This is a genomic window from Pseudomonas sp. IT-232MI5, assembly GCF_949767845.1.
In the GTDB taxonomy this organism is placed as follows: domain Bacteria; phylum Pseudomonadota; class Gammaproteobacteria; order Pseudomonadales; family Pseudomonadaceae; genus Aquipseudomonas.
On the sequence record NZ_CATKQE010000058.1, the window covers coordinates 12,492 to 36,467 of the forward strand.

24 protein-coding genes are annotated in these 23,976 nt (G+C 60.3%); 13 read left to right on the forward strand and 11 right to left on the reverse strand.

Annotated features, from left to right (window positions below; all coding sequences use genetic code 11):
• Positions 1-13: 13 nt before the first annotated feature.
• Positions 14-1,012 (reverse strand): AraC family transcriptional regulator, encoded by a 999-nt coding sequence (locus ACM6JQ_RS23310; RefSeq protein ID WP_414894742.1) that lies wholly within the window; start codon positions 1,010-1,012, stop codon positions 14-16.
• Between the two features lie 351 nt (positions 1,013-1,363).
• Between ACM6JQ_RS23310 and ACM6JQ_RS23315 the strand changes: the two genes are divergently transcribed.
• Together ACM6JQ_RS23315 and ACM6JQ_RS23320 are read left to right on the forward strand one after the other, a co-directional pair.
• The gene (locus ACM6JQ_RS23315) at positions 1,364-2,698 is read left to right on the forward strand and encodes a dicarboxylate/amino acid:cation symporter (RefSeq protein WP_007917521.1); all 1,335 of its coding nucleotides are present in this window, start codon (positions 1,364-1,366) and stop codon (positions 2,696-2,698) included.
• Between the two features lie 146 nt (positions 2,699-2,844).
• Positions 2,845-4,026 (forward strand): CaiB/BaiF CoA transferase family protein, encoded by a 1,182-nt coding sequence (locus ACM6JQ_RS23320; RefSeq protein WP_095114434.1) that lies wholly within the window; start codon positions 2,845-2,847, stop codon positions 4,024-4,026.
• 133 nt (positions 4,027-4,159) lie between these two features.
• On the opposite strand, the gene ACM6JQ_RS23325 is transcribed toward ACM6JQ_RS23320, so the two are convergent.
• Both ACM6JQ_RS23325 and ACM6JQ_RS23330 read right to left on the reverse strand, forming a co-directional pair.
• Entirely contained in the window at positions 4,160-4,654 is a 495-nt protein-coding gene (locus tag ACM6JQ_RS23325) for a SprT family zinc-dependent metalloprotease (RefSeq protein ID WP_007917517.1), read from the reverse strand.
• Between the two features lie 127 nt (positions 4,655-4,781).
• Positions 4,782-5,384, reverse strand: coding sequence for a Yip1 family protein (locus ACM6JQ_RS23330; RefSeq protein WP_007917515.1), 603 nt, complete (start codon positions 5,382-5,384; stop codon positions 4,782-4,784).
• 289 nt (positions 5,385-5,673) lie between these two features.
• Between ACM6JQ_RS23330 and ttcA the strand changes: the two genes are divergently transcribed.
• Together ttcA and ACM6JQ_RS23340 are read left to right on the forward strand one after the other, a co-directional pair.
• A complete protein-coding gene (gene ttcA, locus ACM6JQ_RS23335) occupies positions 5,674-6,498 on the forward strand; it encodes a tRNA 2-thiocytidine(32) synthetase TtcA (RefSeq protein WP_007917513.1) in 825 nt (274 codons plus the stop codon).
• Positions 6,499-6,633: 135 nt separating this feature from the next.
• Entirely contained in the window at positions 6,634-7,308 is a 675-nt protein-coding gene (locus ACM6JQ_RS23340) for a DNA-3-methyladenine glycosylase I (RefSeq protein WP_414894743.1), read from the forward strand.
• A gap of 114 nt (positions 7,309-7,422) precedes the next feature.
• On the opposite strand, the gene ACM6JQ_RS23345 is transcribed toward ACM6JQ_RS23340, so the two are convergent.
• From ACM6JQ_RS23345 to arsC, 3 genes are read right to left on the reverse strand one after another with little or no spacing between them, the layout of a single operon-like run.
• Entirely contained in the window at positions 7,423-7,848 is a 426-nt protein-coding gene (locus ACM6JQ_RS23345) for a DUF2069 domain-containing protein (RefSeq protein WP_007917509.1), read from the reverse strand.
• A 1-nt stretch (position 7,849) separates the two neighbouring features.
• Positions 7,850-8,446, reverse strand: coding sequence for an NAD(P)H:quinone oxidoreductase (gene wrbA, locus ACM6JQ_RS23350; RefSeq protein WP_414894744.1), 597 nt, complete (start codon positions 8,444-8,446; stop codon positions 7,850-7,852).
• Positions 8,443-8,796, reverse strand: coding sequence for an arsenate reductase (glutaredoxin) (arsC, locus tag ACM6JQ_RS23355; RefSeq protein ID WP_007968707.1), 354 nt, complete (start codon positions 8,794-8,796; stop codon positions 8,443-8,445). Before arsC ends, wrbA begins: the two co-directional genes overlap by 4 nt.
• Before the next feature lie 113 nt (positions 8,797-8,909).
• On the opposite strand from arsC, the gene ACM6JQ_RS23360 reads away from it, so the two are divergent.
• Positions 8,910-9,377 carry a TlpA disulfide reductase family protein gene (locus tag ACM6JQ_RS23360; protein WP_007917494.1) on the forward strand — a complete coding sequence of 156 codons (468 nt, stop codon included), beginning with the start codon at positions 8,910-8,912 and terminating at the stop codon, positions 9,375-9,377.
• Positions 9,378-9,619: 242 nt separating this feature from the next.
• Here the strand turns inward: ACM6JQ_RS23360 and ACM6JQ_RS23365 are convergent, their stop codons facing one another.
• Both ACM6JQ_RS23365 and ACM6JQ_RS23370 read right to left on the reverse strand, forming a co-directional pair.
• The gene (locus ACM6JQ_RS23365; RefSeq protein ID WP_042705045.1) at positions 9,620-10,024 is read right to left on the reverse strand and encodes an META domain-containing protein; all 405 of its coding nucleotides are present in this window, start codon (positions 10,022-10,024) and stop codon (positions 9,620-9,622) included.
• Positions 10,024-10,458 (reverse strand): hypothetical protein, encoded by a 435-nt coding sequence (locus ACM6JQ_RS23370; protein WP_007917492.1) that lies wholly within the window; start codon positions 10,456-10,458, stop codon positions 10,024-10,026. The genes ACM6JQ_RS23365 and ACM6JQ_RS23370 overlap by 1 nt, the downstream gene beginning before the upstream one ends.
• A gap of 133 nt (positions 10,459-10,591) precedes the next feature.
• On the opposite strand from ACM6JQ_RS23370, the gene ACM6JQ_RS23375 reads away from it, so the two are divergent.
• On the forward strand, positions 10,592-11,044 hold the full coding sequence (locus ACM6JQ_RS23375) for a hypothetical protein (RefSeq protein WP_007917490.1): 453 nt from the start codon (positions 10,592-10,594) through the stop codon (positions 11,042-11,044).
• 12 nt (positions 11,045-11,056) lie between these two features.
• Here ACM6JQ_RS23375 and ACM6JQ_RS23380 read toward each other — a convergent pair whose 3' ends face one another.
• Positions 11,057-12,046: a 2-hydroxyacid dehydrogenase gene (locus ACM6JQ_RS23380; RefSeq protein WP_007917488.1), complete on the reverse strand. Its 990-nt coding sequence runs from the start codon at positions 12,044-12,046 to the stop codon at positions 11,057-11,059.
• Between the two features lie 82 nt (positions 12,047-12,128).
• Entirely contained in the window at positions 12,129-14,882 is a 2,754-nt protein-coding gene (locus ACM6JQ_RS23385) for a response regulator (RefSeq protein WP_095114444.1), read from the reverse strand.
• A 219-nt stretch (positions 14,883-15,101) separates the two neighbouring features.
• On the opposite strand from ACM6JQ_RS23385, the gene ACM6JQ_RS23390 reads away from it, so the two are divergent.
• The 7 genes from ACM6JQ_RS23390 (at position 15,102) to ACM6JQ_RS23420 (ending at position 23,640) form a co-directional block, all read left to right on the forward strand.
• Entirely contained in the window at positions 15,102-15,824 is a 723-nt protein-coding gene (locus ACM6JQ_RS23390; protein ID WP_414894745.1) for a response regulator transcription factor, read from the forward strand.
• Positions 15,811-17,235 carry a histidine kinase sensor domain-containing protein gene (locus ACM6JQ_RS23395; RefSeq protein ID WP_414894746.1) on the forward strand — a complete coding sequence of 475 codons (1,425 nt, stop codon included), beginning with the start codon at positions 15,811-15,813 and terminating at the stop codon, positions 17,233-17,235. The genes ACM6JQ_RS23390 and ACM6JQ_RS23395 overlap by 14 nt, the downstream gene beginning before the upstream one ends.
• Before the next feature lie 253 nt (positions 17,236-17,488).
• On the forward strand, positions 17,489-18,391 hold the full coding sequence (gene cysM, locus ACM6JQ_RS23400) for a cysteine synthase CysM (protein WP_042705044.1): 903 nt from the start codon (positions 17,489-17,491) through the stop codon (positions 18,389-18,391).
• A complete protein-coding gene (gene rlmD / locus ACM6JQ_RS23405) occupies positions 18,391-19,767 on the forward strand; it encodes a 23S rRNA (uracil(1939)-C(5))-methyltransferase RlmD (protein ID WP_007917478.1) in 1,377 nt (458 codons plus the stop codon). The genes cysM and rlmD overlap by 1 nt, the downstream gene beginning before the upstream one ends.
• Positions 19,768-19,868: 101 nt before the next feature.
• Complete coding sequence (gene relA / locus ACM6JQ_RS23410; RefSeq protein WP_007917476.1) at positions 19,869-22,112, forward strand: GTP diphosphokinase; 2,244 nt, start codon at positions 19,869-19,871, stop codon at positions 22,110-22,112.
• A 126-nt stretch (positions 22,113-22,238) separates the two neighbouring features.
• Positions 22,239-23,072: a nucleoside triphosphate pyrophosphohydrolase gene (mazG, locus tag ACM6JQ_RS23415; RefSeq protein ID WP_007917475.1), complete on the forward strand. Its 834-nt coding sequence runs from the start codon at positions 22,239-22,241 to the stop codon at positions 23,070-23,072.
• Between the two features lie 25 nt (positions 23,073-23,097).
• Positions 23,098-23,640 carry a DUF2058 domain-containing protein gene (locus tag ACM6JQ_RS23420; protein ID WP_016987455.1) on the forward strand — a complete coding sequence of 181 codons (543 nt, stop codon included), beginning with the start codon at positions 23,098-23,100 and terminating at the stop codon, positions 23,638-23,640.
• A gap of 70 nt (positions 23,641-23,710) precedes the next feature.
• Here ACM6JQ_RS23420 and ACM6JQ_RS23425 read toward each other — a convergent pair whose 3' ends face one another.
• Complete coding sequence (locus ACM6JQ_RS23425; RefSeq protein ID WP_007917473.1) at positions 23,711-23,899, reverse strand: hypothetical protein; 189 nt, start codon at positions 23,897-23,899, stop codon at positions 23,711-23,713.
• Positions 23,900-23,976 lie beyond the last annotated feature (77 nt).

Genomic DNA, 23,976 nt, shown 5'->3' on the forward strand with positions numbered 1-23,976 from the left:
TTGATTTGGCGTCTCACTGCTCCTGCGCCCGATACGCCCCCGGCGTCAAACCCGTCCACTTCTTGAACGCCCGATGAAACGCCGACGGTTCGGAAAACCCCAACTGCTCGGCAATCTGTTGCAACGACAGATCCGCCCGCCCCAAATGATAAATGGCGATATCCCGCCGCAACTGATCCTTCAGCTCCTGAAAACTCGTGCCTTCCTCACGCAAATGCCGGCGCAGGGTCTGCGGGCTGATGTGCAAGTGCGCCGCCACCGCTTCCAGATCCGGCCAGTTCGCACTGTCACGGCTGAGCAAACGACGCAGGCGACTGCTCAGGCTGTCGCCATCATCGGGACGTGAGAGCAGGTCGGCGGGGGAGCGTTCGAGGAAGTGTTTGAGCGTGCGTTCGTCCTGCAACAGCGGCATAGACAGATAGCGGCTGTGGAATAAAAGGCTGCTTTGCTCGGTGCCGAAGGTTAGCGGGCAGGGGAACAACAGGTCATATTCGGCCCCATGCTCGGGGCGCGGATAGCTGAAGCTCGCCTGTTCGAGGCGAATCCGCTGGCCGATCAGCCAACTGCCGAGGCGATGCCAGATCACCAGCAGACTCTCGGTGAGAAAGTGATCCGGGTCCCACATCTGCGAATCATCGAGGCTCAAACGCACCCATTCGTCTTCGCGCGTCAGGCTCAGGCGCGGGGCTTCGGGGAATAGGCTATAAAACAATAAGCCGCGTTGCAGGGCTTTTTCCAGATTGCGGCAGTGAATCGAGGCGTGGCACATCATGGCGAAACTGCCGGGCTTGCTCGCGGCGTTGCCGAAACCCAGGTATTCGTCATCCAGCGCTAGCCACAGGCCCTGAATCAAGCGGGTGAATTGTTCCGGAGCAATGCGCGCGCGAGGTTCGTCGAGCAATTCCGGGCTGATGCCCAGTTGCAGCAGCAGGCCCGAGTAATCGAAACCCACGCGGCGTGTGCCACCGAGAGCGGCACGGGCAAAATGACTGGCGATGGTGCGTTCGCGCATAAGCGGCAGATCCTTCCTCAGGCGCCGGATGGTAGCGGCGGGCTGGACGCATCGACAAGGCGGATTTCCGCCAAATTGTAGGACGAGAAGCGGTGAGTTGGCGGAAATCCGCCACGCCTGAGTCACAGGATGGTGACATCCGTAGACCCGTTACCCCTGATATCAAAAGGCTTGCTGGCAATCGCACCAAAGTGGCACGAGGTTTGCGATACAAGCCACAGAAGCGTGCGTTTGGCCCAGATGGAAAATGCTGCTCCAACAACAAATCCCTCCAGTGCAGGAGGGTTCGCAATTAAGGTTTCGCGGCCAACAGATGGATGTTGCCACGCGGGACGCTTGAGGAAACCTGCAATGACGACTCGTCAGCCACTGTACAAATCCCTGTATTTCCAGGTGATCGTTGCCATCGCCATCGGCATCCTGCTTGGTCACTTCTACCCTCAGACCGGTGTGGCCCTCAAGCCGCTGGGTGACGGGTTCATCAAACTGATCAAAATGGTCATCGCCCCGATCATTTTCTGTACCGTTGTCAGCGGCATCGCCGGCATGCAGAACATGAAATCCGTGGGCAAGACCGGCGGCTACGCGCTGCTGTACTTCGAAATCGTTTCCACCATTGCCCTGCTGATCGGTCTGATCGTGGTCAACGTTGTGCAACCGGGCGCCGGCATGCACATCGACGTCACCACCCTGGACGCCTCGAAAATCGCCACTTATGTGACGGCCAGTAAAGACCAGAGCATTGTCGGTTTCCTCCTCAATGTAATCCCGAACACCATCGTCGGCGCGTTCGCCACCGGTGACATCCTGCAAGTGCTGATGTTCTCGGTGATCTTCGGCTACGCCCTGCATCGCCTGGGTTCGTACGGTCGTCCGCTGCTGGACATGATCGATCGCTTCGCCCACGTGATGTTCAACATCATCAACATGATCATGAAACTGGCGCCGCTGGGTGCTTTCGGCGCGATGGCCTTCACCATCGGTGCTTACGGCGTCGGCTCGCTGGTGCAACTGGGCCAGTTGATGATCTGCTTCTACATCACCTGCATCCTGTTCGTGGTGGTGGTGCTGGGTGCGATCTGCCGTGCTCACGGTTTCAGCGTGTTTAAACTGGTGCGTTACATCCGTGAAGAGCTGTTGATCGTACTGGGCACGTCTTCGTCGGAATCGGCACTGCCACGCATGCTGATCAAGATGGAGCGTCTGGGCGCGAAGAAATCCGTAGTAGGTCTGGTGATCCCGACCGGTTACTCGTTCAACCTCGACGGTACTTCGATCTACCTGACCATGGCGGCCGTGTTCATCGCTCAGGCGACTGATACCCACATGGACATCACCCACCAGATCACCCTGCTGCTGGTATTGCTGCTGTCCTCCAAAGGCGCAGCCGGTGTGACCGGCTCGGGCTTCATCGTACTGGCAGCGACCCTGTCGGCGGTCGGTCACCTGCCGGTGGCCGGTCTGGCGCTGATCCTCGGTATCGACCGCTTCATGTCCGAAGCGCGCGCACTGACCAACCTGGTTGGTAACGCTGTAGCGACCATCGTGGTTGCCAAGTGGGTCAAGGAGCTGGATACCGATCAGTTGCAAACCGAGCTGGCCTCGGGCGGTCGCGGTATCTCCGACGAGCGTGAAGAAGATGACCTGGGTGTGGCTGAAGGCCCAACCCCAAGCAATGTGAAGTAAGCACTGCTTGAATTGAAGAAACCCGCTTCGGCGGGTTTTTTCTTGCCTGCGATTTGAGCGTAACGGTCATACCCGCTGACATTTCCGGTGATTGCCGTACACGGCATCGCTGCCTAGGCTGAGTGCATCGCCCAAGGAGTTCGCCCATGTCCGCACCGCTGGCCTCACTGAAAATCCTCGATTTCTCGACGCTGCTGCCGGGGCCGTTCGCCTCGTTGTTGCTGGCGGACATGGGCGCTGAAGTGCTGCGCATCGAATCACCAACGCGCATGGACCTGCTGCGGGTATTGCCGCCACATGATGGCGGAGTCTCGGCCAGTCACGCCTACCTCAATCGCAACAAGCGCAGCCTGGCGCTGGATCTGAAACAGCCTGAAGCCGTGGAAGTGATCAAGCAGTTGCTGGCCGATTACGACATCGTCCTCGAGCAGTTTCGTCCCGGTGTAATGGAGCGTCTGGGCCTGGGCTATGAAGCGCTGAAGGCGATCAACCCGAAGCTTATTTACGTGTCGATTACCGGTTACGGCCAGACCGGGCCATACAAGGACCGCGCCGGGCATGACATCAACTATCTGGCGCTGGCGGGGCTGGCCAGCTACACCGGTCGCGCCGACAGCGGGCCGTTGCCGTTGGGCATGCAGGTGGCGGATGTCGCCGGTGGTTCGCTGCACGGGGTGATCGGGTTGTTGGCCGCTGTGATTGCGCGTCAGCAGAGCGGGCAGGGCACGCATCTGGATGTGAGCATGACCGATTGCGCGTTCAGCCTGAATGCCATGGCCGGTGCCGGCTATCTGGCTTGCGGCGAAGAACCTGCGTGGGAAGACCAGATGCTCAACGGCGGCAGCTTTTACGATTATTACCGTTCCCGCGATGGCCGCTGGATGTCGGTGGGCAGTCTGGAACCGGGGTTCATGCAGCAACTGTGTACGGCGTTGGGGCGGCCGGAGTTGGCGGCGCAGGGCTTGTCCTCAAAGCCCGAGCAGCAGCGGGCATTGAAGTACGCGCTGACGGTCGAGTTCGAAAAACACGACTTTGCTGAGTTGTGCGAGATGTTTGCCGGGATCGATGCGTGTGTCGAGCCGGTATTGAGTCTGGGTGAGGCGGTGCGCCATCCGCAGTTGCAGGCGCGGGAACTGGTGACGCAGGTGCCGCGCGGGGATGGTTCGACGCAGGCGCAGATGGCCTGTCCGTTGAAGTTTTCCCAAGCGTTGCCGGCGCCGCGGCATGTTGGCGCGGTGTTGGGGCAGCATACGGATCAGGTGTTGGCGGAGTTGGGGTTGAGTCCTTCGAAAATTGAAGAGCTGCGCCGGGCCAAAGTCATTCTTTAGTGCCTGTTCTGGCCTCATCGCTGGCAAGCCAGCTCCCACAGTTTTCGAGGTGTCCACAGATTCTGTGTAAGACACCTAAACCTGTGGGAGCTGGCTTGCCAGCGATGGGGCCAGTCAGGGCGACACAAACTGACTATTCGACGCGCATCTCACCACTGAACACCAACGTGTTGCGGCAGCGGCGACACAGGTAACGCCGCCCCTGCCGCACCAGGCTATGGCGCTGCGCCGAAAACGGGAAATCACTGTCGGCGCACGGGCATTTGTAGATATAGCGGGTCACGCTGCGGCGCTTGATTGCATAGGTGTGGCAGCGATCCGGCGGCAGTTCGTAAACGCCGCGCATGATCAGTTGCCATTCCTCGCCGTGGGGCTGAATGCGCTCGCCAAACAACTGATGGGCGATCAGGTGCGCAACCTCGTGGGCCACGGTCTGCTTGAGGAAGTGCTCGGTGTTTTCCCGGTATAACTGCGGGTTGAAGCGCAGCAGGTTCTCGTGCAGATGCGCGACACCGGCCTTTTGCCCGCGCAGCTTGAGGCTGACGACAGGGCGTGGGAAGGAACGTTTGAAAAAGGATTCTGCGAGTTGGTAACAGTCTTCGACGCGGGTATTGAGTTGCTCGGGCATGCTTGATGGATCTCCATAGACGTCGAGTATGCCGTAACGCCCCGGACTTGCGAATCGCCGAGCTGCCGAATGGTCATCCGGCAAACGACAAGGCCGCCTTGCGGCGGCCTCTGATTGGTTTGGCGAGTCAGTTCGTATAGACGGGACCAACGCCCAGCCCCCAGACGATCACGGTGAACGCCATGATGGCTACCAGCACCACCAGACCCACCGCCAGCACCGAGCTGGAAAACAGGAAGCCTTCATCCGACGGAATATTCATGAACGTCGGCAGCCCCACGTACAACAGATACACCGTGTAGCAGATGGCCGCCGTGCCGACGATCATCCCCAGCCACATGTGCGGATACAACGCCGCCAGCCCGCCGACAAACAACGGTGTCGCGGTGTAGGTGGCGAAGGCCACACAACGGGCCAGACTTGGATTGGCGTCGTAGGTGCGAGCCATCCAGTGCACAAAGGCGCCCATGACCGCGACCCCGCCGAGCATGGCCAGGTACGACATGACGGTCATCCAGATCGCGCTTTCGACGGTGAGCATGACCGGCGCGCGATTGCCGATTACCCAGCCGACCTGTGTGGTGCCGATAAAGGCCGAGACAGCGGGGATAGCCGCCAGAATCAGCGTGTGTGTCAGGTACATGTGGCTGATGCTTTCCTCTTGGTCGCCACGGATTTCCTTCCATTCCTGATCGGGGTGGGTAAAAAGTCCCACTACGTGATGGATCATGCCAGTCACTCCTCTTGTTATTGCCATCGCCCCCCAGCGGAGCGCCTACGGGCCAAGGTGGCCGAGCAAATACAGGTCTTCAGATTGTGTGCGACCTTATGTCGCAGTATAGAAAGGTCTTAACCGCACAGGTATTAGGGGCTTAGAGCAAATCGCGCTGTAAAAACAGGGCGTAATCGCCTCGGGGTCTGTAAATGTTCCATCTCCGGGCTACGACAACCTGTGCCCACAACCCCGGGGTTTTTGCGTAAAATGCCGGCCTTTCGTCACACCTCACGGATTTCGCGTCATGGGCACTCTTACGGTCAACCAGAACAAACTGCAAAAGCGCCTGCGCCGCCTGGCCGGCGAAGCGGTCGCCGATTTCAACATGATTGAAGATGGCGACAAGGTCATGGTCTGCCTGTCCGGGGGCAAAGACAGCTACACCATGCTCGACGTGCTGCTGCACCTGCAGAAGGTTGCCCCGATCAAGTTCGAGATCGTCGCGGTGAACATGGACCAGAAACAGCCGGGCTTCCCCGAGCATGTGCTGCCGGCCTATTTGAAAGAGCTGGGCGTTGAGTACCACATCGTCGAGAAAGACACCTACTCGGTGGTCAAGGAGCTGATCCCGGAGGGCAAGACCACCTGCTCGCTGTGCTCGCGTCTGCGTCGCGGCACGCTGTACACCTTCGCCGACGAAATCGGCGCGACCAAGATGGCCCTCGGTCACCACCGTGACGACATCGTCGAGACGTTTTTCCTCAACATGTTCTTCAACGGCAGCCTCAAGGCGATGCCGCCGAAGCTGCGCGCCGATGACGGTCGCAACGTAGTGATCCGTCCACTGGCGTACTGCAACGAGAAAGACATTCAGGCGTATTCGGACCTCAAGGAATTCCCGATCATCCCGTGCAACCTCTGCGGTTCGCAGGAAAACTTGCAGCGTCAGGTGGTCAAGGAAATGCTGCAGGACTGGGAACGCAAGACCCCGGGCCGAACCGAAAGCATCTTCCGCAGTCTGCAGAACGTGATCCCGTCGCAACTGGCCGACCGCAACCTGTTCGACTTCACCAGCCTGAAGATCGACGAGACCGCCGCTTCGCGCTTCGTCAACGTCGTCAACTTGTAAACACATTTCAAATGTGGGAGCGAGCCTGCTCGCGAAAGCGGTGCGTCATTCAACTGATTTGTTGACTGAGACTCCCACTTCGCGAGCAGGCTCGCTCCCACATTGGTTTCTTCGCTTTATTCAATAGGAGAGGGCATGCGCGATTACAAGTGGCTGCACGAATACTGTCTGAACCGCTTCGGTTCGGCGGCTGAACTGGAAGCCCATCTGCCCGTTCCCAAGACCCCGGCGCAACTGCGCAAGATCAGCGACGACCGCTACCTCTCGACCATGGCCCTGCGTGTGTTCCGCGCCGGCCTCAAGCACAGTCTGGTCGACGCCAAGTGGCCAGCCTTCGAAGAAGTGTTCTTCAAGTTCGACCCGGAAAAAGTCGTGCTGATGAGCGCCGAACACCTTGAGCGTTTAATGCAGGATGCGCGGATCATCCGTCACCTGGGCAAGCTCAAGAGCGTGCCGCGCAATGCGCAGTTCATTCTTGATGTAGAGAAAGACAAGGGCAGTTTCGGTGCGTTGATCGCCGACTGGCCGGTGACCGATATCGTCGGTCTGTGGACTTACCTGAAAAAGCACGGTCATCAACTGGGTGGGCTGTCGGCGCCACGGTTTTTGCGCATGGTCGGCAAGGACACGTTTGTACCGAGCTACGACGTGGTCGCCGCGCTGAATGCACAGAGGATCGTCGACAAGGTGCCGACCAGCCAGCGCGATCTGGCGATTGTGCAGGATGCGTTCAATCAATGGCACGAGCAGAGCGGCGGGCGGGCGATGAGCCAGATTTCGATGATGCTCGCGTACACAGTGAATCATTGATACCGAGTTGCCCCAATCGCTGGCAAGCCAGCTCCCACAGTTTTTTGTATTGATCACAATATTGTGTTTCAACACAGACCCTGTGGGAGCTGGCTTGCCAGCGATGGCGATCTGTCAGGCGACGGAGATCTCGCCCTCGCCAGCCAGCTTGCGATTCAACTGATACCGCCAGCGCACATACAGCAGCGCCGAGCAGAACACCGCCAGACTCGCGACCATCTCCAGCACACCAAACAACTGCCGGTTCGGGTCATACGCCGCCAGTGCGCCCTTGATGAAATACAGATTCACCACAAAACACATCCACGAATGCCCGCGGGCGCTGCCCATGATCATTGCCGGGGCGAGCACGATCCATGGGATCAACTCGACCAGCAGAATCACCCACGGCCGCGCGCCGTGCAGATCGGCGAACAGCAGATAGTAGGCCGCCAGCAGGCCGGCGAGGGCGAAGAAGCTCAGCAGGCTAATCACCCGCATCGCCTTCACTCGTGGCTCCAGCCACTCGACACTCGGCAGAATCTTCGGCTTCTTCGCCATATCAGCCCACCAGTTTCTGAGCGGTTTTCGCCAGCCGCAGACCCAGCGCGCGACACAGCGCCACTTCATGCTGATCGAGAGCACTTTTGCCGTCAGCCCCAGCGTGATGACTGGCACCGTAAGGCGTACCGCCGCCCTGGGTTTCGAGCAACGCCGATTCGCTGTACGGCAGGCCGGTGATGAGCATGCCGTGGTGCAGCAGTGGCAGCATCATCGACAGCAAGGTGGTTTCCTGACCGCCGTGCAGGCTGGCGGTGGAGGTGAATACACCCGCCGGTTTGCCGACGAGGGCGCCGGTCAGCCAGAGGTTGCTGGTGCCATCGAGGAAGTATTTCAGCGGCGCGGCCATGTTGCCAAAGCGTGTCGGACTGCCGAGGGCCAAACCCGCGCAGTTCTTCAGGTCATCGAGCGTGGCATACAACGCGCCTTCGTCCGGGATGTCCGACGACACCGCTTCGCACTCGGTGGAAATGGCTGGCACCGTACGCAAGCGTGCTTCGAGACCCGCCTGCTCGACACCTCGGGCAATCTGCCGGGCCATTTCATTGGTCGAGCCGTTGCGGCTGTAATACAGCACCAGAATGTACGGCGCGCTCACGGCAACAACTCCAGCACATTTTCCGGCGGACGACCGATCACGGCTTTGTCGCCGACTTCGAGAATCGGCCGCTCCATCAGTTTCGGGTGCTGAGCGATGGCGTCGATCAATTGCGCTTCGCTGAGGCTTTCGTCAGCCAGCTGAAGCATTTTGTATTCATCTTCCCCGGTGCGCAGCAACTGACGCGCGCTGATCCCGAGCTTGCCGAGCAGGGCCTTGATTTGCGCGGCATTCAGCGGGGTTTCGAGGTAACGCACGACGTTCGGGGTCAGGCCGCGGGCTTCAAGAAGCTCCAGCGCGCCGCGGGATTTCGAGCAGCGCGGATTGTGATAAAGCGTCAGATCGGTCATGGCGGGTCGCTTCTGGCGTAAAGTGGCGGCTATTCTAACTGTGCAGCGCGCAATCCAGAACCTTCGGAGGCAATGGGTCGCAGGCGCCTTCAAATTTTCACAAGGAACACGACATGACACGGCGATTGGCAGCGGCATTGACGATAATCGGGGCGTTGATGCTGGGGGGCTGCGGCAATGATTACGGTATCGACCAGAACGGCCAGAAGGTTGCGTCGGAGCGTCTGGACAAACAATGGGTAGTGCTGAACTACTGGGCCGAATGGTGTGGTCCGTGCCGGACCGAAATCCCGGAACTCAATCATTTGGCGGATGAGCTGAAGAGCAAGAACGTCGGCGTGTTCGGGGTGAACTTCGACAATGTGCAGGGCGTGGAGCTGAAAGACGCCAGCGAAAAGCTGGGCATCAAGTTCACCGTGCTGGCGCAGGATCCGGCGGAACTGTTCGAGTTGCCGCGCAGTGAAGCGCTGCCGGTGACGTACATCATCGACAACAAGGGTAAGGTGCGGGAACAGTTGATGGGCGAGCAGACGGCGGCGGGGGTGATGGCCAAGCTTGAGGCGTTGCAGGCGACCAAGTGAGTTGCCGCTAAAGAGCAACCCTCACCCCAGCCCTCTCCCAGAGGGAGAGGGGGCCGACCGAGGTGTCCGGCGAGGTACATCGACCTGAGAGATCGAGTCGATTGTAGATTCGCCAAAGCAAGACCCAGTCGATTATGGATTCAGTTGCACTCGTTCAAGTCGGCGTACCTCTCCAATATCCCCCAATCAGTCCCCTTTCCCTCTGGGAGAGGGCTAGGTGAGGGTATCGGCGGTCTAGCCAATCAACCCTCTTCCAGCCACCAACGCAACGGCTTGCCTTCCGCCGGCCAGAAGCGCATCTGCTCGATCGGCGAGATGTCCCAGCGCTCGACATGCTCCAGCGCCTGCAGGAAGCGTTGTTCCTGCTCCATCAGCGCTGGTGCACAAAGCTTGCGGGTCTTGCCGATCTTGCCGAAAGTCAGCTTGTCACCGTCCAGCGTGTACGGCGCGAACCAATGGTTGCAGCCACCGTTGCCGTAGGCGCGGCCATCATCGCCAAGGGTCACGGTCAGATGGCTGTAATCCATCAACGGCCGCTCACCGATCCACTCCAGAATGTAGCTGCGGTTCTGTTGCAGTTGCACAGGTTCTGCGGCACAGCCCACCAGGCCGGCACCGACCAGCGCGGTCAGGGCAAGGCGTTTGATCATGCCGACACCTGGCATTTCGGGCACAAATGCTTGTCGCCAACGGCTTTCCAGCCCAGCTCGGCGATGCGCGCGGTGGCTGCCGGTTTTTCGGCGGTTTTACCGAGTTTGGCGTCCACGGCGAATTCGAAGCTCAGCTCTTTGGCACAGCTGTCGCAGTTGACCTGCCAGGTGTGGATCGCCAGTTCACCGAACACCGGGCCTGTGGTCATCGCGGTCCATTGGCCCGGCGGATTGATCAGGTGGCGGACGGTTTCAACGGTCAGGCGCATGGACAAGTCCTTGCTGCCTTTGAGGGTGACCAACAGCGCGTCACCGATGCGAATCGAGCCACCATTGCCGGTGACCTGATAGCGGCCCGGGACGAGGGCGCGGCATTCGGTGAGGGTGTGTTGCGGGTTCATCAGGGTGTAGCGGAAATCGTGTTCGACCATGGGTCCTCCAAATATGCGCGACATGCTAGCACGGGCTTGATTGCAGAATGATGCGCGCGTGCGACCTTCGATCCGGTTCAAATGCAACGACGCTCATGGCAAACTGCCGGCCTCGAATCTGAAGGAACGGAACATGGCGCTGATCGAATGTTATGAATGCAAGAAGAGCATCAGCTCCGAAGCCAACGCGTGCATTCATTGCGGGGCTCCAATGGCGGAGCAAGCAGTACACGCGCAAACCGTAGCCGCGCCTGTTCAGGCTGCGACAATCTCGTTCGGCAGTCTGCCGCGTAACAAGGCTGTGCCCGAAGTCAGTGCTCCAGCGCCTGAGCCGCAACCTTTGCCGAAAGTGATGCCGGCCGCAGCGCGGCGTCGGCGCCAGCAGCCCACCGAGCAACCGGCCACTGAGCAGACCAATGCCGACGGCAGTCGCCCGGTGGAAGGCTGGCTGAAGATCATGATCTTCCTGCTGCCGATGTTTTTCGTCTGGTTCCTGCTGCGCTACGGCCACTCGATGAAACAGCGCTTTTTTGGCTTCGGCTGGCTGGCGATGCTGATTCTGGCGACTTCGCTTTCACCCAAGTAAGCGGAAAAAATTTCAACCCTCGACCTGGTTCTGTGGCGTTCCCGCCACCCAGGTCGCGATGTTGTGCAGGGTGGTTGCAGCAATCGCACCCAGTGCTTCGCGGGTCAGAAACGCCTGATGCGCGGTGATGATCACGTTGGGAAAGGTCAGCAGGCGCGCCAGCACATCGTCCTGCAGGGGCAGGTCGGAGCGATCCTCGAAAAACAGTTGTGCCTCTTCCTCATAAACATCCAGCCCCAGATAGCCGAGCTGGCCGTCCTTCAATGCATCGATCAGTGCCGGTGTGTCGACCAGGCCACCACGGCCGGTATTGATCAGCATGGCGCCGGCCTGCATGTGCGCCAGCGAGTCGCGGTTGATCAGGTGTTTGCTCTGCTCGTTGAGCGGGCAGTGCAGGCTGATGATCCGCGACTGCGCGAGCAGTTCCGGCAGGCTCAGATAACGCGCACCCAACGCCAGCACCTCCGGGTTGGGGAAAGGATCGTAAGCCAGCAGCTCACAGCCGAAGCCGTGCATGATTTTGGCGAACGTGGCGCCGATCTGGCCGGTGCCGACAATTCCCACGGTTTTGCCGACCAGGTCGAAACCGGTCAGGCCATGCAGGCTGAAATCGCCTTCACGGGTGCGGTTATAGGCACGGTGCAGACGACGGTTGAGGGCCAGGATCAGCGCCACGGCGTGTTCGGCCACCGCATGCGGCGAGTAGGCCGGCACGCGCACCACGGCCAGTCCGAGACGTTTCGCCGCGGCCAGATCGACATGGTTGTAACCCGCCGAGCGTAGGGCAATCAGGCGCGTGCCGCCCGCGGCCAGACGTTCCAGCACCGCAGCGCTGAGATCATCATTGATAAACGCACAGACCACTTGGTGTTTGTCGGCCAGTGCTGCCGTATCGAGGCTGAGCCGGGCCGGTTGAAAGTGCAGCTCGATACCCGCCGGGCAATCGGCGGCGAGGAAGCTGTCGCGGTCGTAGGTCTGGCTACTGAAAACGAGCGTGCGCATGAAATCCTCCTGGAACATCGACACGGATTGAATCACCCGATCCCACTTTAGCGCTGCCGGTGTTGGCCGGCATTGCTGTGGATCAGGCGCTGATCTTCGCTTGCGCCGCGAGCCGGTTGATCGCGCGCTCCAGTTCTTCCAGCGCTGCCACAGCCTTGGGGTCGTCCTGCTTGAGCAGGGTTTCGCTGCGCTGGCAGGCCGCGCGCAATTGCGGTACGCCGCAATAACGGGTGGCACCGTGCAGGCGATGGACGCGCTCGATCAATGCGTTCTGGTCGCGGTTTTCGCACGCCGCGCGGATGGCTTCGCGGTCGGCTTCCAGTGAGGCGAGCAACATGGCCAGCATGTCCGCCGCCAAGTCAGCCTTGCCGGCAGCCAGGCGCAAGCCTTCCTCGTGATCAAGCACCGGCAGTTCGTTATTGCCCGCCGCGCTGTCGCTGATCCGTTCCGGCCCTTGATTGCGCAAGGCCAGGCCGGTCCACTTCAGCACCACCTGCGCCAGTTGCCGCTCGCTGATCGGCTTGGTCAGGTAGTCATCCATGCCGCTTTGCAGCAGCGCGCGTTTTTCGTTGGCCATGGCGTGGGCGGTGAGGGCGACGATCGGCAGCGGCGTGCAGTGTCGCTCGCTTTCCCACTGGCGAATGGTTTCGGTGCTCTGGCGGCCGTCCATGCCTGGCATCTGCACGTCCATCAACACCAGATCGAACGATTCGCTCTGCACCGCTTTGACCGCCGCGTAGCCGCTTTCCACCGCAAGTACCTTGGCGCCCATGTCTTCGAGCAGGGTTTGCACCAGCAGCAGGTTGGCCGGGTTGTCGTCGACACAGAGCACTTTCGGCGCGCGGCTCGACAGCGGTTCGCCTGGCTCATTGCGCGGCTGGCGCGGGTTGACCAGATCGGCCAGGGCTCGGCGCAATTTACGTGTGCAGGCCGGTTTCGCTTGCAGTTGGCTGTGCGGGTTCGGCACCGACAGATGGAACAGCGTCTGTTCGGTGGTCGGGCACAGCACCAGCACTTTGCAGCCGAGGTGTTCGAGGTCCCAGATGTGCTGATTCAAACGCTCGGGCAGCATGTCGTTGCTGGTGATGCCGATGACCGCCAGATCGATCGCCTGATCGGTCTGGTGCGCGCCGGTGACGCCGTTGGTCAAACTTTCGAGGGTGTTGAACGGCGTGACATCGAGGCCACAGTCTTCCAGTTGGTGCTGCAAGGCCTGACGTGCCAGTTCGTGATTTTCCAGCACCGCCACGCGGCGCCCGAGCAACGGCGCGGCCGGCAAATCTTCGGCGTCGTCACGGGTTTTCGGCAGGCTCAGGCTGATCCAGAATTCCGAGCCTTCGCCCGGCGTGCTGTCGACGCCGATTTCGCCGCCCATCTGTTCGATCAGGCGTTTGGAAATCACCAGCCCCAGACCGGTGCCACCCGGTTGCCGCGACAGCGAGTTGTCGGCCTGACTGAACGCCTGGAACAACGCGCGCACATCCTGATTCGACAGGCCGATGCCAGTGTCCTGAATGCTGATGCGCAGTTGCACGCTGTCTTCGTGTTCCTCTTCAAGCATCGCCCTGGCGACGATGGTGCCTTCGCGGGTGAACTTGATGGCGTTGCTGACCAGGTTGGTGAGGATCTGCTTCAGACGCAGCGGGTCACCGACCAGCGACAGCGGCGTGTCGCGATAGACCAGACTGACCAGCTCCAACTGCTTGGCGTGTGCGGCCGGGGCGAGGATGGTCAGGGTGTCCTGTAGCAGGTCGCGCAGGTTGAACGGAATGTGGTCGAGTACCAGTTTGCCGGCCTCGATTTTCGAGAAGTCGAGGATCTCGTTGATGATCCCCAGCAGGCTGTCGGCAGACTTTTCGATGGTGCCCAGATAATCGAGCTGGCGCGGGGTCAGTTCACTTTTCTGCAACAGGTGGGTGAAGCCGAGAATGCCATTGAGCGGCGTGCGGATCTCGTGGCTCATGTTGGCGAGGAATTCGGATTTGATCCGGCTGGCTTCCAGCGCTTCTTTGCGCGCCAAGTCCAGTTCGATGTTCTGGATCTCGATGGTTTCCAGATTCTGCCGGACGTCTTCGGTGGCCTGATCGACACTGTGCTGCAGTTCTTCGCGGGCGTTTTGCAGGGTGCCGGCCATGCGGTTGATGCCCGACGCCAGTTCGTCCAGCTCCTGACTGCCGAGCGGCGGCAAACGCGTTTCCAGATGGCCGTCCTTGAGTTGCGCGACGGCTTGCTTGATCTGGCTCAGCGGACGGTTGATGGTGCGGCCCATGCGTAACGCCAGCAATGCCGCGCCCGCCAGACCGGCGGCAATCAGCAACAGGCTGGCGAACAGGCTGCGATAACCGCGCAGCAGCATGCCGTTGTGCGACAGCTCCAATTCGACCCAGCCGAGCAGTCGGTCGGATTCGTCCGGGATCAGTTCACCGGCGAGGTTGCGGTGTTTGCCGAACACCGGCATCAGGTAACGCGTCGCGTCATTGCCGCTGCGCCGTTGCAAATGCGCGCTGTCGCCGCTCGGCGCCTGATTGAGCATGGTCGGCCCGGCATGGGCCAGCGGCGAGCGGTCCGGGGCGAGGAAGGTCACCGCGCGCACGTCCGGTTGTTCAAGAGACTGGGTGGCGATGCGTTCAAGCAGATCGCTATTGCCGTGCCCCATGGCGGGTGCCACCAGCGGCGCCAGTTGCTCGGCGATCATTTCGCCGCGTTGCATCAATTGGCTCTGCAAGTCGGACTGCTGCGTCCAGGTGAAATAACCACCCAGCACCAGCGCCATCAGGCTGGTCGGCAACAAGGTCAGCAACAACACGCGACCTTTGATTCCCAGTTTCTTGAGCACGCCTATCTCCTGCATCCCGCTGATCTGTTGACTCATGCGTGCATCCGGCACGCGGCATGGGCGCAGTGTAGCGATTTGCTCGCAGGCAATCTCCGGAAAAATACACTCGTGGTGGGGCAGGGCGCCGCTGTTCGTTTGTCGGCTGGACCAACCTTGAGTTGCCCGATCCCCGGCAATCTTGAATAATCAGTCTCAACTGAGAATTACTTGCAGATACTCATGACTCCTGTTTCCGCTGGCCAGCCACGCATTCTCTCCATCGAAGACGATCCGGTGCTCGGCGCCTATGTTCACGAACATCTGGGCCGCAGCGGCTTTCAGGTGACCTGGTGCCAGAACGGCCAGGAAGGCCTGAGCATCGCCAAACGCCAGCCGTTCGACGTGGTGCTGATGGATATCCTGTTGCCAGGCATGGACGGTTTGAATGTGTTGACGCAATTGCGCCAGAGCCATTCGACGCCGGTGCTGCTGATGTCGGCCCTCGGCGCCGAGGCGGATCGTATCAGTGGTTTCCGTCTGGGGGCCGACGACTATTTGCCCAAACCGTTCAGCATGGCCGAGTTGCATGTGCGCATCGAAGCGATCCTGCGCCGGGTTGCCCTGGATCGGCGCCCGGCCGCCCCCGCGGTGCCCGTGGCGGCCGGTACGCTGCGGTTCGACGACGAACAGTGCGATGTGTTTTTCCGCGAGCAAGCCGCCGGGCTGACCCGTAGCGAATACCGTTTGCTGGAAACCCTCAATCGCAATGACGAGGAAGTGCTGAGCAAAGCCTTCCTTTATCAGCACGTTTTGCAGCGCGGCTACGCGGCCCACGACCGCAGTCTTGATATGCACATCAGCCAGATCCGCCGCAAACTGAAAGCCATCGGTTACACCGAGCGTGAAGTGCGGACTGTCTGGGGCAAGGGCTACGTATTGAGCGCCGCCGATGAAACGCTCTGAACTGCCGGGGCGGCATTCGCTGTTCTGGAAACTGGCGTTTCTGCTGGTGGCCTTCTGTCTGCTGATGATCTGGCTGAGCTGGTCGTGGGGGCGTTACATGGAGGAGCGCAACCAGTTCCTCTCCGACGAAGCGCGCGGCACGCTCACTCGTTATGCCGCGCAAGCGGAACAGGCGTGGCAGCATGGTGGACGCAGCGGTGTTGATGACTGGTTGCAGAGCATGGAATTGCGCGAAGCCAGTTGGGTCGGTGTGATCGGCGGCAATTTGCAGTCGCTGGGCAATGATCCGCTCAATGATCAGGAATTGCAGCGCCTGACCTTCCTGCGCGGTCTCGACTGGCCGATTCACAAACAGGGGCGGCCGTGGTTGCGCATTCCTTTCCCCAAAGAGCCGTCTGCCGGCAGCCTGGTGATCGAATTGCCCGAACGATTTGTTCCGGGCAAGTACCGGGTGTTCTGGCGCGTCATCACCAACGGCGTGATTCCCGGGTTGTTCACGTTATTGCTGTGTGTCGGTCTGTACCGCTTGCTGGTCGTGCCGCTGAACAACCTGCGCGAACAGGCCAACGCCTGGCGCGCCGACCAGTTGAATGTACGGCTGTCGAGCGGCATCACCCAACGGCCGGATGAACTCGGTGAGCTTGCGCGGGCATTCGACTCGATGTCCGAACGCTTGCAATCGACCGTCGCCCTGCAACAGCAATTGCTGCGCGACCTGTCCCACGAATTGCGCACACCGCTGAGCCGCTTGCGGGTCGCCAGTGAAAGCGAACAAGGTCTGCTGCAACTGCGTGAGCGCATAGGTCGTGAAGTCGACGGTATGCAACGCTTGGTCGAAGACACCCTGCAACTGGCCTGGCTCGATACCGAGCGCTCGCCATTGCCCGACGAGGCGATTCAGATCCAGGCGCTGTGGGAAATGCTCACCGACAATGCCTGTTATGAAAGCGGCTGGCCGAGTCTGCAATTGCAGTGCGCGGTCGAGGCCTCATGCTGGGTGCGTGGCAACCTGAATACGCTGGCGCAGGCGCTGGAGAACATTCTGCGTAACGCGATTCGGCATTCGCCGCCGAGCGGGATCGTGCGTCTTGATGGACGGCGCGATGGTGATTACTGGCATCTGTGGCTGGAAGATCAGGGCGGCGGCGTAGCGGAAGGGGATCTGCAACGGATCTTTTCACCGTTCACCCGCCTCGACGGCTCGCGGCCCGGGGACGGTGGATTTGGCTTGGGGCTGAGCATCGCGCGCAATGCCGTGCAGCGTCAGGGCGGAAGTATTTGGGCGGAGAACAGCGGGGCGGGGTTGCGGTTGAATTTGCGGTTGGTCGCTGAGGGTGATTTCGCGCCGCCTGACGCCTTCGCGAGCAGGCTCGCTCCCACATTGGAACTCGGTTCGCCGCAGATCGTGTGATCAACAGTTAATAGTGTCATCACTGCTGACACTATTCTGCGAATGACACTACTCCCTGTGGGAGCGAGCCTGCTCGCGAAGAGGCCACACGCATCACCGCCAATTAAGATGACCCACCGCAAAAGTCGCACCACTGGTGCGACTTTCAATCCCTTATTCCCATAAACCATAAGCACCGCACTTTGCGTGATATGGCCTGCGCGGGTTTGCCGGTATGATAGGCGCCCCCGCACGTCTGGATTGCGAATACGCCATGACCCTGCAGTACCCAACCATCGCCGATTGCGTCGGCAACACGCCGCTGGTGCGTTTGCAGCGCCTGCCCGGTGCTACCAGCAACACCCTATTGCTCAAGCTCGAAGGGAATAACCCGGCGGGTTCGGTCAAGGACCGTCCGGCGTTGTCGATGATCACTCGCGCCGAGTTGCGCGGGCAGATTCATGCCGGTGATACGCTGATCGAAGCGACCTCGGGTAACACCGGGATCGCGCTGGCCATGGCGGCCGCGATCAAGGGTTACAAAATGATCCTGATCATGCCGGACAACTCCAGCGCCGAACGTAAAGCGGCAATGACCGCGTACGGTGCCGAGCTGATTCTGGTCAGCCAGGAAGAAGGCATGGAAGGCGCCCGCGACCTCGCCCAGCGTATGGAAGCCGAAGGCCGTGGCAAGGTGCTCGATCAGTTCGCCAATGGCGACAATCCTGAAGCGCATTACACCACCACAGGTCCGGAAATCTGGCGTCAGACCCAGGGCACCATCACTCATTTCGTCAGCTCGATGGGCACCACCGGCACCATCATGGGCGTGTCGCGCTACTTGAAAGAGCAGAGCGACAAGGTGCAGATCGTCGGACTGCAGCCGATGGAAGGCTCGGCCATTCCGGGCATCCGTCGCTGGCCGCAGGAATACCTGCCGAAGATCTATCAGGCCGATCGCGTTGACCGTATCGTCGACATGGCGCAAAGCGAAGCCGAGGACGTCACCCGGCGTCTGGCCCGCGAAGAAGGCATCTTCTGCGGCGTGTCCTCGGGCGGTGCGGTGGCAGCGATGCTGCGCCTGTCCAAAGAAGTTGAAAACGCGGTGATCGTCGCGATCATCTGCGACCGTGGCGACCGTTACCTGTCGACCGGCATTTTCGACGCGCCCAACTGATGGCCAAGCACGAGAGAGGCCTGCGCTTCCAGCCCACGGGCGGCAGCAAGGCCGCGCAAATCCCGACCGGCAAAAAGCAGCGCTTGAGCATCGAGCGCCTGGCCAATGACGGTCGCGGCATCGCGTTTTTCGAAGGCAAGACCTGGTTCGTCCTCGGCGCCCTTGCCGGTGAAGAGGTCGAAGCGCGGGTGCTCGGCGCCCACGGCAAAGTGGTCGAAGCGCGCACCGAACGCGTGTTCAAGGCCAGCGAGCTGCGCCGCCCGGCACCCTGCCAGCACGCCGGCCGTTGCGGCGGTTGCAGCGTCCAGCATTTGCCTCACAACGAACAGCTTGCCCTGAAACAGCGCATGCTCGCCGAGCAATTGTCGCGTGTCGCCGGTGTCGAACCTGAAGAATGGGCAGCACCGCTGACCGGACCTGAATTCGGCTATCGCCGTCGCGCCCGCATCGCCGTGCGCTGGGACATGAAGGCGAAGAAACTCGAAGTCGGTTTCCGCGCCGCCGGCAGTCAGGACATCGTCGCGATCAGCGAATGTCCGGTGCTGGTACAGCCCTTGCAACCGATCATGACCCGTTTGCCGGAGATGCTTCGTCGTTTGAGCAAACCGCAGGCGCTGGGGCATGTCGAGTTGTTCAGTGGCTCGTCACTGGCGGTGTTGCTGCGGCACATGGCGCCGTTGTCCGAAGCGGATCTGACGATCCTCAAGGATTTCTGCCAATTCCATGAAGCGCAGTTGTGGCTGCATGGCGAAGGCGAGCCGCAACCGGTCGATGCGACCCAGTCGCTGGGCTATCGCCTGGAACAGTGGGATCTGGATCTGGCTTACCGGCCGGGCGACTTCGTCCAGGTCAACGCTGGCGTCAACGAAGCGATGGTGGCGCAGGCGCTGGACTGGCTGAAACCGGGTAGCGATGAACGTGTGCTGGATCTGTTCTGCGGCTTGGGCAACTTTGCTTTGCCGCTGGCCAAAGCCGTGCGCGAAGTGGTGGCAGTCGAAGGTGTGCAGACCATGGTCGATCGCGCCGAAGCCAACGCCGCTAGTAACAATTTGCATAACACAAAGTTTTTTCAAGCCGATTTATCCCAGCCTTTGACCGATGCCCAGTGGATCGGAAACGGCTTTTCTGCGGTACTCTTGGACCCACCGCGTGACGGTGCTTTCGAGGTGGTTCGCAAGCTGGCGACCCTGGGTGCCAAACGGTTGGTGTATGTGTCGTGCAACCCTGCAACTCTGGCGCGCGACACGGTCGAATTGATCAAGCAGGGCTACCGGTTAAAACGTGCCGGGATTCTCGATATGTTTCCTCAGACGGCACATGTCGAGGCCATGGCGTTATTTGAAGCGAGCCAGGATGGCTCGTCTGAATCCGTCTGACCTGTCCGCGCAGCGCTCGCTTTAGCCCCGCGAGCGCGAATGGGCACTGAAGGTCAGCGATTTGACGCATTGAATCTGCGTCGTAGGGAAGGTAAAGCAACATGGTACAGGTGAGAGCACACCAGCCGATCAACACTGACGGCAGTATCAATCTCGAGGCTTGGCTCGATCACGCGGTCAGTGTCGATCTGGCACTGGATCGCGAAGCCTTGAAAGAAGCCTGCGAGTTCGCTCGCGAGGCCGAACAACAGTCCAATGCCAAGAAGAATCTGTGGGCCGAAGGCTCCGGTAGTTTCAGTACCGGCCTGGAAATCGCCGAGATTCTCGCCGACCTCAAGCTCGATCAGGATTCTCTGGTCGCGGCGGTCCTGTATCGCGGTGTACGCGAAGGCCAGATCGAACTGGCGGCCGTCGGTCAGCGCTTCGGCCCGGTGGTGGCCAAACTGATCGACGGCGTGCAGCGCATGGCCGCTATCAGCGCCAGCCTCAGTCCGCGTCAGTCGATGGTCATGGGCACGCAGGGGCAGGTGGAAAACCTGCGCAAGATGCTCGTGGCGATGGTCGACGATGTCCGTGTTGCGCTGATCAAACTGGCCGAACGAACCTGCGCCATTCGCGCGGTGAAAACCGCCGACGATGAAAAACGTAACCGTGTCGCCCGCGAAGTGTTCGATATCTATGCGCCGCTCGCGCACCGCCTCGGCATCGGTCATATCAAATGGGAACTGGAGGACTTGTCCTTCCGCTATCTCGAACCTGATCAATACAAACAGATTGCCAAGTTGCTCCACGAGCGACGGCTTGATCGCGAGCGTTTCATCGCCGACGTGATGACCCAGCTCAAGGATGAATTGCAGGCCACCGGCGTCGATGCCGACATCAGCGGCCGGGCCAAACACATCTATTCGATCTGGCGCAAAATGCAGCGCAAGGGTCTGGAATTCAGCCAGATCTACGACGTGCGCGCGGTGCGCGTGCTGGTCCCGGAAATGCGCGACTGCTACACCGCGCTGGGTATCGTCCACACCTTGTGGCGGCACATCCCGAAAGAGTTCGACGACTATATCGCCAACCCGAAAGAGAACGGCTACCGCTCGTTGCACACGGCGGTGATCGGCCCTGAGGGTAAAGTGCTTGAGGTGCAGATCCGTACGCATTCGATGCACGAAGAAGCCGAACTCGGCGTCTGCGCGCATTGGCGTTACAAAGGCACCGACGTCAAATCCGGCTCGAACCATTACGAAGAGAAAATCTCCTGGCTGCGTCAGGTCCTCGAGTGGCATGAAGAACTGGGTGACATCGGTGGCCTGGCCGAACAGCTGCGCGTCGACATCGAGCCGGACCGAGTCTACATCTTCACCCCCGACGGTCACGCCATCGACTTGCCAAAAGGCGCGACGCCGCTGGACTTCGCTTACCGCGTGCACACCGAAATAGGCCACAACTGCCGTGGCGCGAAGATCAACGGGCGCATCGTGCCGCTCAACTACAGCCTGCAGACCGGTGAGCAGGTCGAGATCATCACCAGCAAGCACGGTACGCCGAGCCGCGACTGGCTGAACTCCAACCTCGGGTACGTCACCACCTCGCGGGCGCGGGCGAAGATCGTTCACTGGTTCAAGCTACAGGCGCGCGACCAGAACGTTGCCGCCGGTAAAACCCTGATCGAACGCGAACTGACGCGCCTCGGTCTGCCTGCGGTGGACTTCGACAAGCTGGCCGACAAGGCCAACATGAAAACCGCCGAAGACATGTTCGCCGCCCTCGGTGCCGGCGACCTGCGTCTGGCGCAACTGGTCAACCTGGCGCAGCAACTGGTCGAGCCGGAACGCGGTAACGAACAGCTGGAACTGATTCCGCGCAAAGCCACCGGCTACAAACCGGGCAAACGCGGCGACATTCAGATCCAGGGCGTCGGCAACCTGATGACGCAGATGGCCGGCTGCTGCCAGCCACTGCCGGGCGACGCGATCGTCGGTTACATCACCCAGGGCCGTGGCGTGAGCATTCACCGTCAGGACTGCGCCTCGGTGCTGCAACTGGGCGGGCGCGAGCCGGAGCGGATCATTCAGGTCAGCTGGGGCCCGGTGCCGGTGCTCACCTACCCGGTGGACATCGTCATCCGCGCCTACGACCGCTCCGGTCTGCTGCGTGACGTCTCGCAGGTGCTGCTCAACGAGCGCATCAACGTGCTGGCGGTCAATACCCGCTCGAACAAGGAAGACAACACCGCGCTGATGTCCCTGACCATCGAGATCCCGGGGCTGGATGCGCTGGGGCGCTTGCTCGGGCGCATATCGCAGTTGCCGAACATCATCGAAACGCGGCGTAACCGTACGCCCTGAAGATGACCAATGTAGGAGTGAGCCTGCTCGCGATGAGGGAGTGTCAGTCAACATTAATGGTGGCTGATACACCGCGATCGCGAGCAGGCTCACTCCCACAGGGTTTTGTGGTGAGACAGCTAAATGATGTACAGCCTTGAAGACCTGCTCCACCTCATGAACCGTCTGCGCGATCCTCAGTACGGTTGCCCGTGGGACATCAAGCAAACCTACGCGACCATCGTTCCGCACACCCTCGAAGAAGCCTACGAAGTGGCCGATGCCATCGAACGTGGCGACTTCGATCATTTGCAGGGGGAGTTGGGCGATCTGTTGTTTCAAGTGGTGTATTACAGCCAGTTGGCCAAGGAAGAAGGGCGCTTCGAATTTGCCGGGGTGATCGACAGCATCACCCGTAAACTGATTCGTCGTCATCCTCATGTCTTTCCAACGGGCGATCTGTATGCACCGCTCGACGTGCCGCGCTTGAGCGAGGAACAGGTCAAACAGCGCTGGGAAGAGATCAAGGCAGAGGAGCGTGCGGAGAAATCTGCCGCGCCCGAGCAACTGTCATTGCTTGATGATGTGCCGGCCACGTTGCCGGCGCTGTCGCGTTCGGCCAAATTGCAGAAGCGCGCCGGCCAGGTCGGTTTCGACTGGCCGGATGCCTTGCCGGTGCTCGATAAGGTGCGCGAAGAACTCGACGAAGTCCTCGAAGCCATGTCCGAAAACGATCCCGTCGCCGTGGCTGACGAGATCGGCGACTTGCTGTTTTCCGTGGTCAACCTGGCCCGGCACTTGAAGGTTGACCCGGAAACCGCGCTGCGTGGCGCCAACGGCAAGTTCGAAAGACGTTTCCGATTTATCGAACAGGCATTGCGCGACACCCACCGTCCCATAGAAGATTGCACCCTCGAAGAGTTGGACGCCCTGTGGGGTGAAGCCAAACGTCAGGAAAAGAATTTGCCCGGCTGCGGCTGAGCCACTGCCCAAGTGAGTAAGCACCATGAGTATTTCCCTTCGCGACCAGTTGCTCAAAGCAGGACTGGTCAATCAAAAGCAGGCCAAGCAGGTCAGCAAGGACAAGCAGAAGCAGCAACGTCTGGCGCACAAAGGCCAGATCGAACTGGATGACTCGCAGCAGCGCGCGGCTCAGGAAGCCATGGCCGAGAAGGTCAAGCGTGACCAGGAGTTGAACCGCCAGCAGAAAGAGAAAGCCGAGGCCAAGGCGCGTGCAGCGCAGGTCAAGCAACTGATCGAAGTCTCGCGTTTGCCGAAGCTGACCACCGAGGATTACTACAACTTCGTCGACGACAAGAAGGTCAAGCGCATCTCGGTCAACACGCTGATGCGCAACAAGCTCAGCAGCGGTTCGCTGGCGATCGTGCACCATGCCGGCGGCTACGAAGTCATCCCGCGTGAAGCGGCCCTGAAGATCCAGGAGCGCGATCCGCAGCGTATCGTCCAGCTCAACGTGCAGACTGAAGAGGTCAGCACCGAGGACGATCCTTACGCGGCGTATCAGATCCCTGATGATCTGATGTGGTAAATCGATAAAGCTGTAACAACGACAAACCCCGCTCATGGCGGGGTTTGTCGTTTTCAATGCTGTGGTTGAATCAGGCGGATTTCAGATCCCGCTGCTGTTCTTGCACTTCCAGTTCGGCCTTGTAGTTGTGGGCATCGATCTCGTTGTGGAACATGCCGACCAGCAAGTCTTGTTGATGCACATCCCAGATGCGGATACCGGCGGCTACGCCTTCGTGGGACATGTGTGAATCGTCGCGTTCAGTTACTTTTACAGTCATCTGCTAGCTCCAAATCTCAAGTTATCTGCAGCAAGGCGTGTGCAGGACTCTGTTATAGAATTTGTTAGCCTGCTAAG

Coding starts and splice junctions, on each gene's coding strand:
- ACM6JQ_RS23310 (WP_414894742.1), bottom strand. CDS start 1,012: ATGCGCGAACGCACCATCGCCAGTCATTTTGCCCGTGCCGCTCTCGGT.
- ACM6JQ_RS23315 (WP_007917521.1), top strand. CDS start 1,364: ATGACGACTCGTCAGCCACTGTACAAATCCCTGTATTTCCAGGTGATC.
- ACM6JQ_RS23320 (WP_095114434.1), top strand. CDS start 2,845: ATGTCCGCACCGCTGGCCTCACTGAAAATCCTCGATTTCTCGACGCTG.
- ACM6JQ_RS23325 (WP_007917517.1), bottom strand. CDS start 4,654: ATGCCCGAGCAACTCAATACCCGCGTCGAAGACTGTTACCAACTCGCA.
- ACM6JQ_RS23330 (WP_007917515.1), bottom strand. CDS start 5,384: ATGATCCATCACGTAGTGGGACTTTTTACCCACCCCGATCAGGAATGG.
- ttcA (WP_007917513.1), top strand. CDS start 5,674: ATGGGCACTCTTACGGTCAACCAGAACAAACTGCAAAAGCGCCTGCGC.
- ACM6JQ_RS23340 (WP_414894743.1), top strand. CDS start 6,634: ATGCGCGATTACAAGTGGCTGCACGAATACTGTCTGAACCGCTTCGGT.
- ACM6JQ_RS23345 (WP_007917509.1), bottom strand. CDS start 7,848: ATGGCGAAGAAGCCGAAGATTCTGCCGAGTGTCGAGTGGCTGGAGCCA.
- arsC (WP_007968707.1), bottom strand. CDS start 8,796: ATGACCGATCTGACGCTTTATCACAATCCGCGCTGCTCGAAATCCCGC.
- ACM6JQ_RS23360 (WP_007917494.1), top strand. CDS start 8,910: ATGACACGGCGATTGGCAGCGGCATTGACGATAATCGGGGCGTTGATG.
- ACM6JQ_RS23370 (WP_007917492.1), bottom strand. CDS start 10,458: ATGGTCGAACACGATTTCCGCTACACCCTGATGAACCCGCAACACACC.
- ACM6JQ_RS23375 (WP_007917490.1), top strand. CDS start 10,592: ATGGCGCTGATCGAATGTTATGAATGCAAGAAGAGCATCAGCTCCGAA.
- ACM6JQ_RS23380 (WP_007917488.1), bottom strand. CDS start 12,046: ATGCGCACGCTCGTTTTCAGTAGCCAGACCTACGACCGCGACAGCTTC.
- ACM6JQ_RS23390 (WP_414894745.1), top strand. CDS start 15,102: ATGACTCCTGTTTCCGCTGGCCAGCCACGCATTCTCTCCATCGAAGAC.
- ACM6JQ_RS23395 (WP_414894746.1), top strand. CDS start 15,811: ATGAAACGCTCTGAACTGCCGGGGCGGCATTCGCTGTTCTGGAAACTG.
- cysM (WP_042705044.1), top strand. CDS start 17,489: ATGACCCTGCAGTACCCAACCATCGCCGATTGCGTCGGCAACACGCCG.
- rlmD (WP_007917478.1), top strand. CDS start 18,391: ATGGCCAAGCACGAGAGAGGCCTGCGCTTCCAGCCCACGGGCGGCAGC.
- relA (WP_007917476.1), top strand. CDS start 19,869: ATGGTACAGGTGAGAGCACACCAGCCGATCAACACTGACGGCAGTATC.
- mazG (WP_007917475.1), top strand. CDS start 22,239: ATGTACAGCCTTGAAGACCTGCTCCACCTCATGAACCGTCTGCGCGAT.
- ACM6JQ_RS23420 (WP_016987455.1), top strand. CDS start 23,098: ATGAGTATTTCCCTTCGCGACCAGTTGCTCAAAGCAGGACTGGTCAAT.
- ACM6JQ_RS23425 (WP_007917473.1), bottom strand. CDS start 23,899: ATGACTGTAAAAGTAACTGAACGCGACGATTCACACATGTCCCACGAA.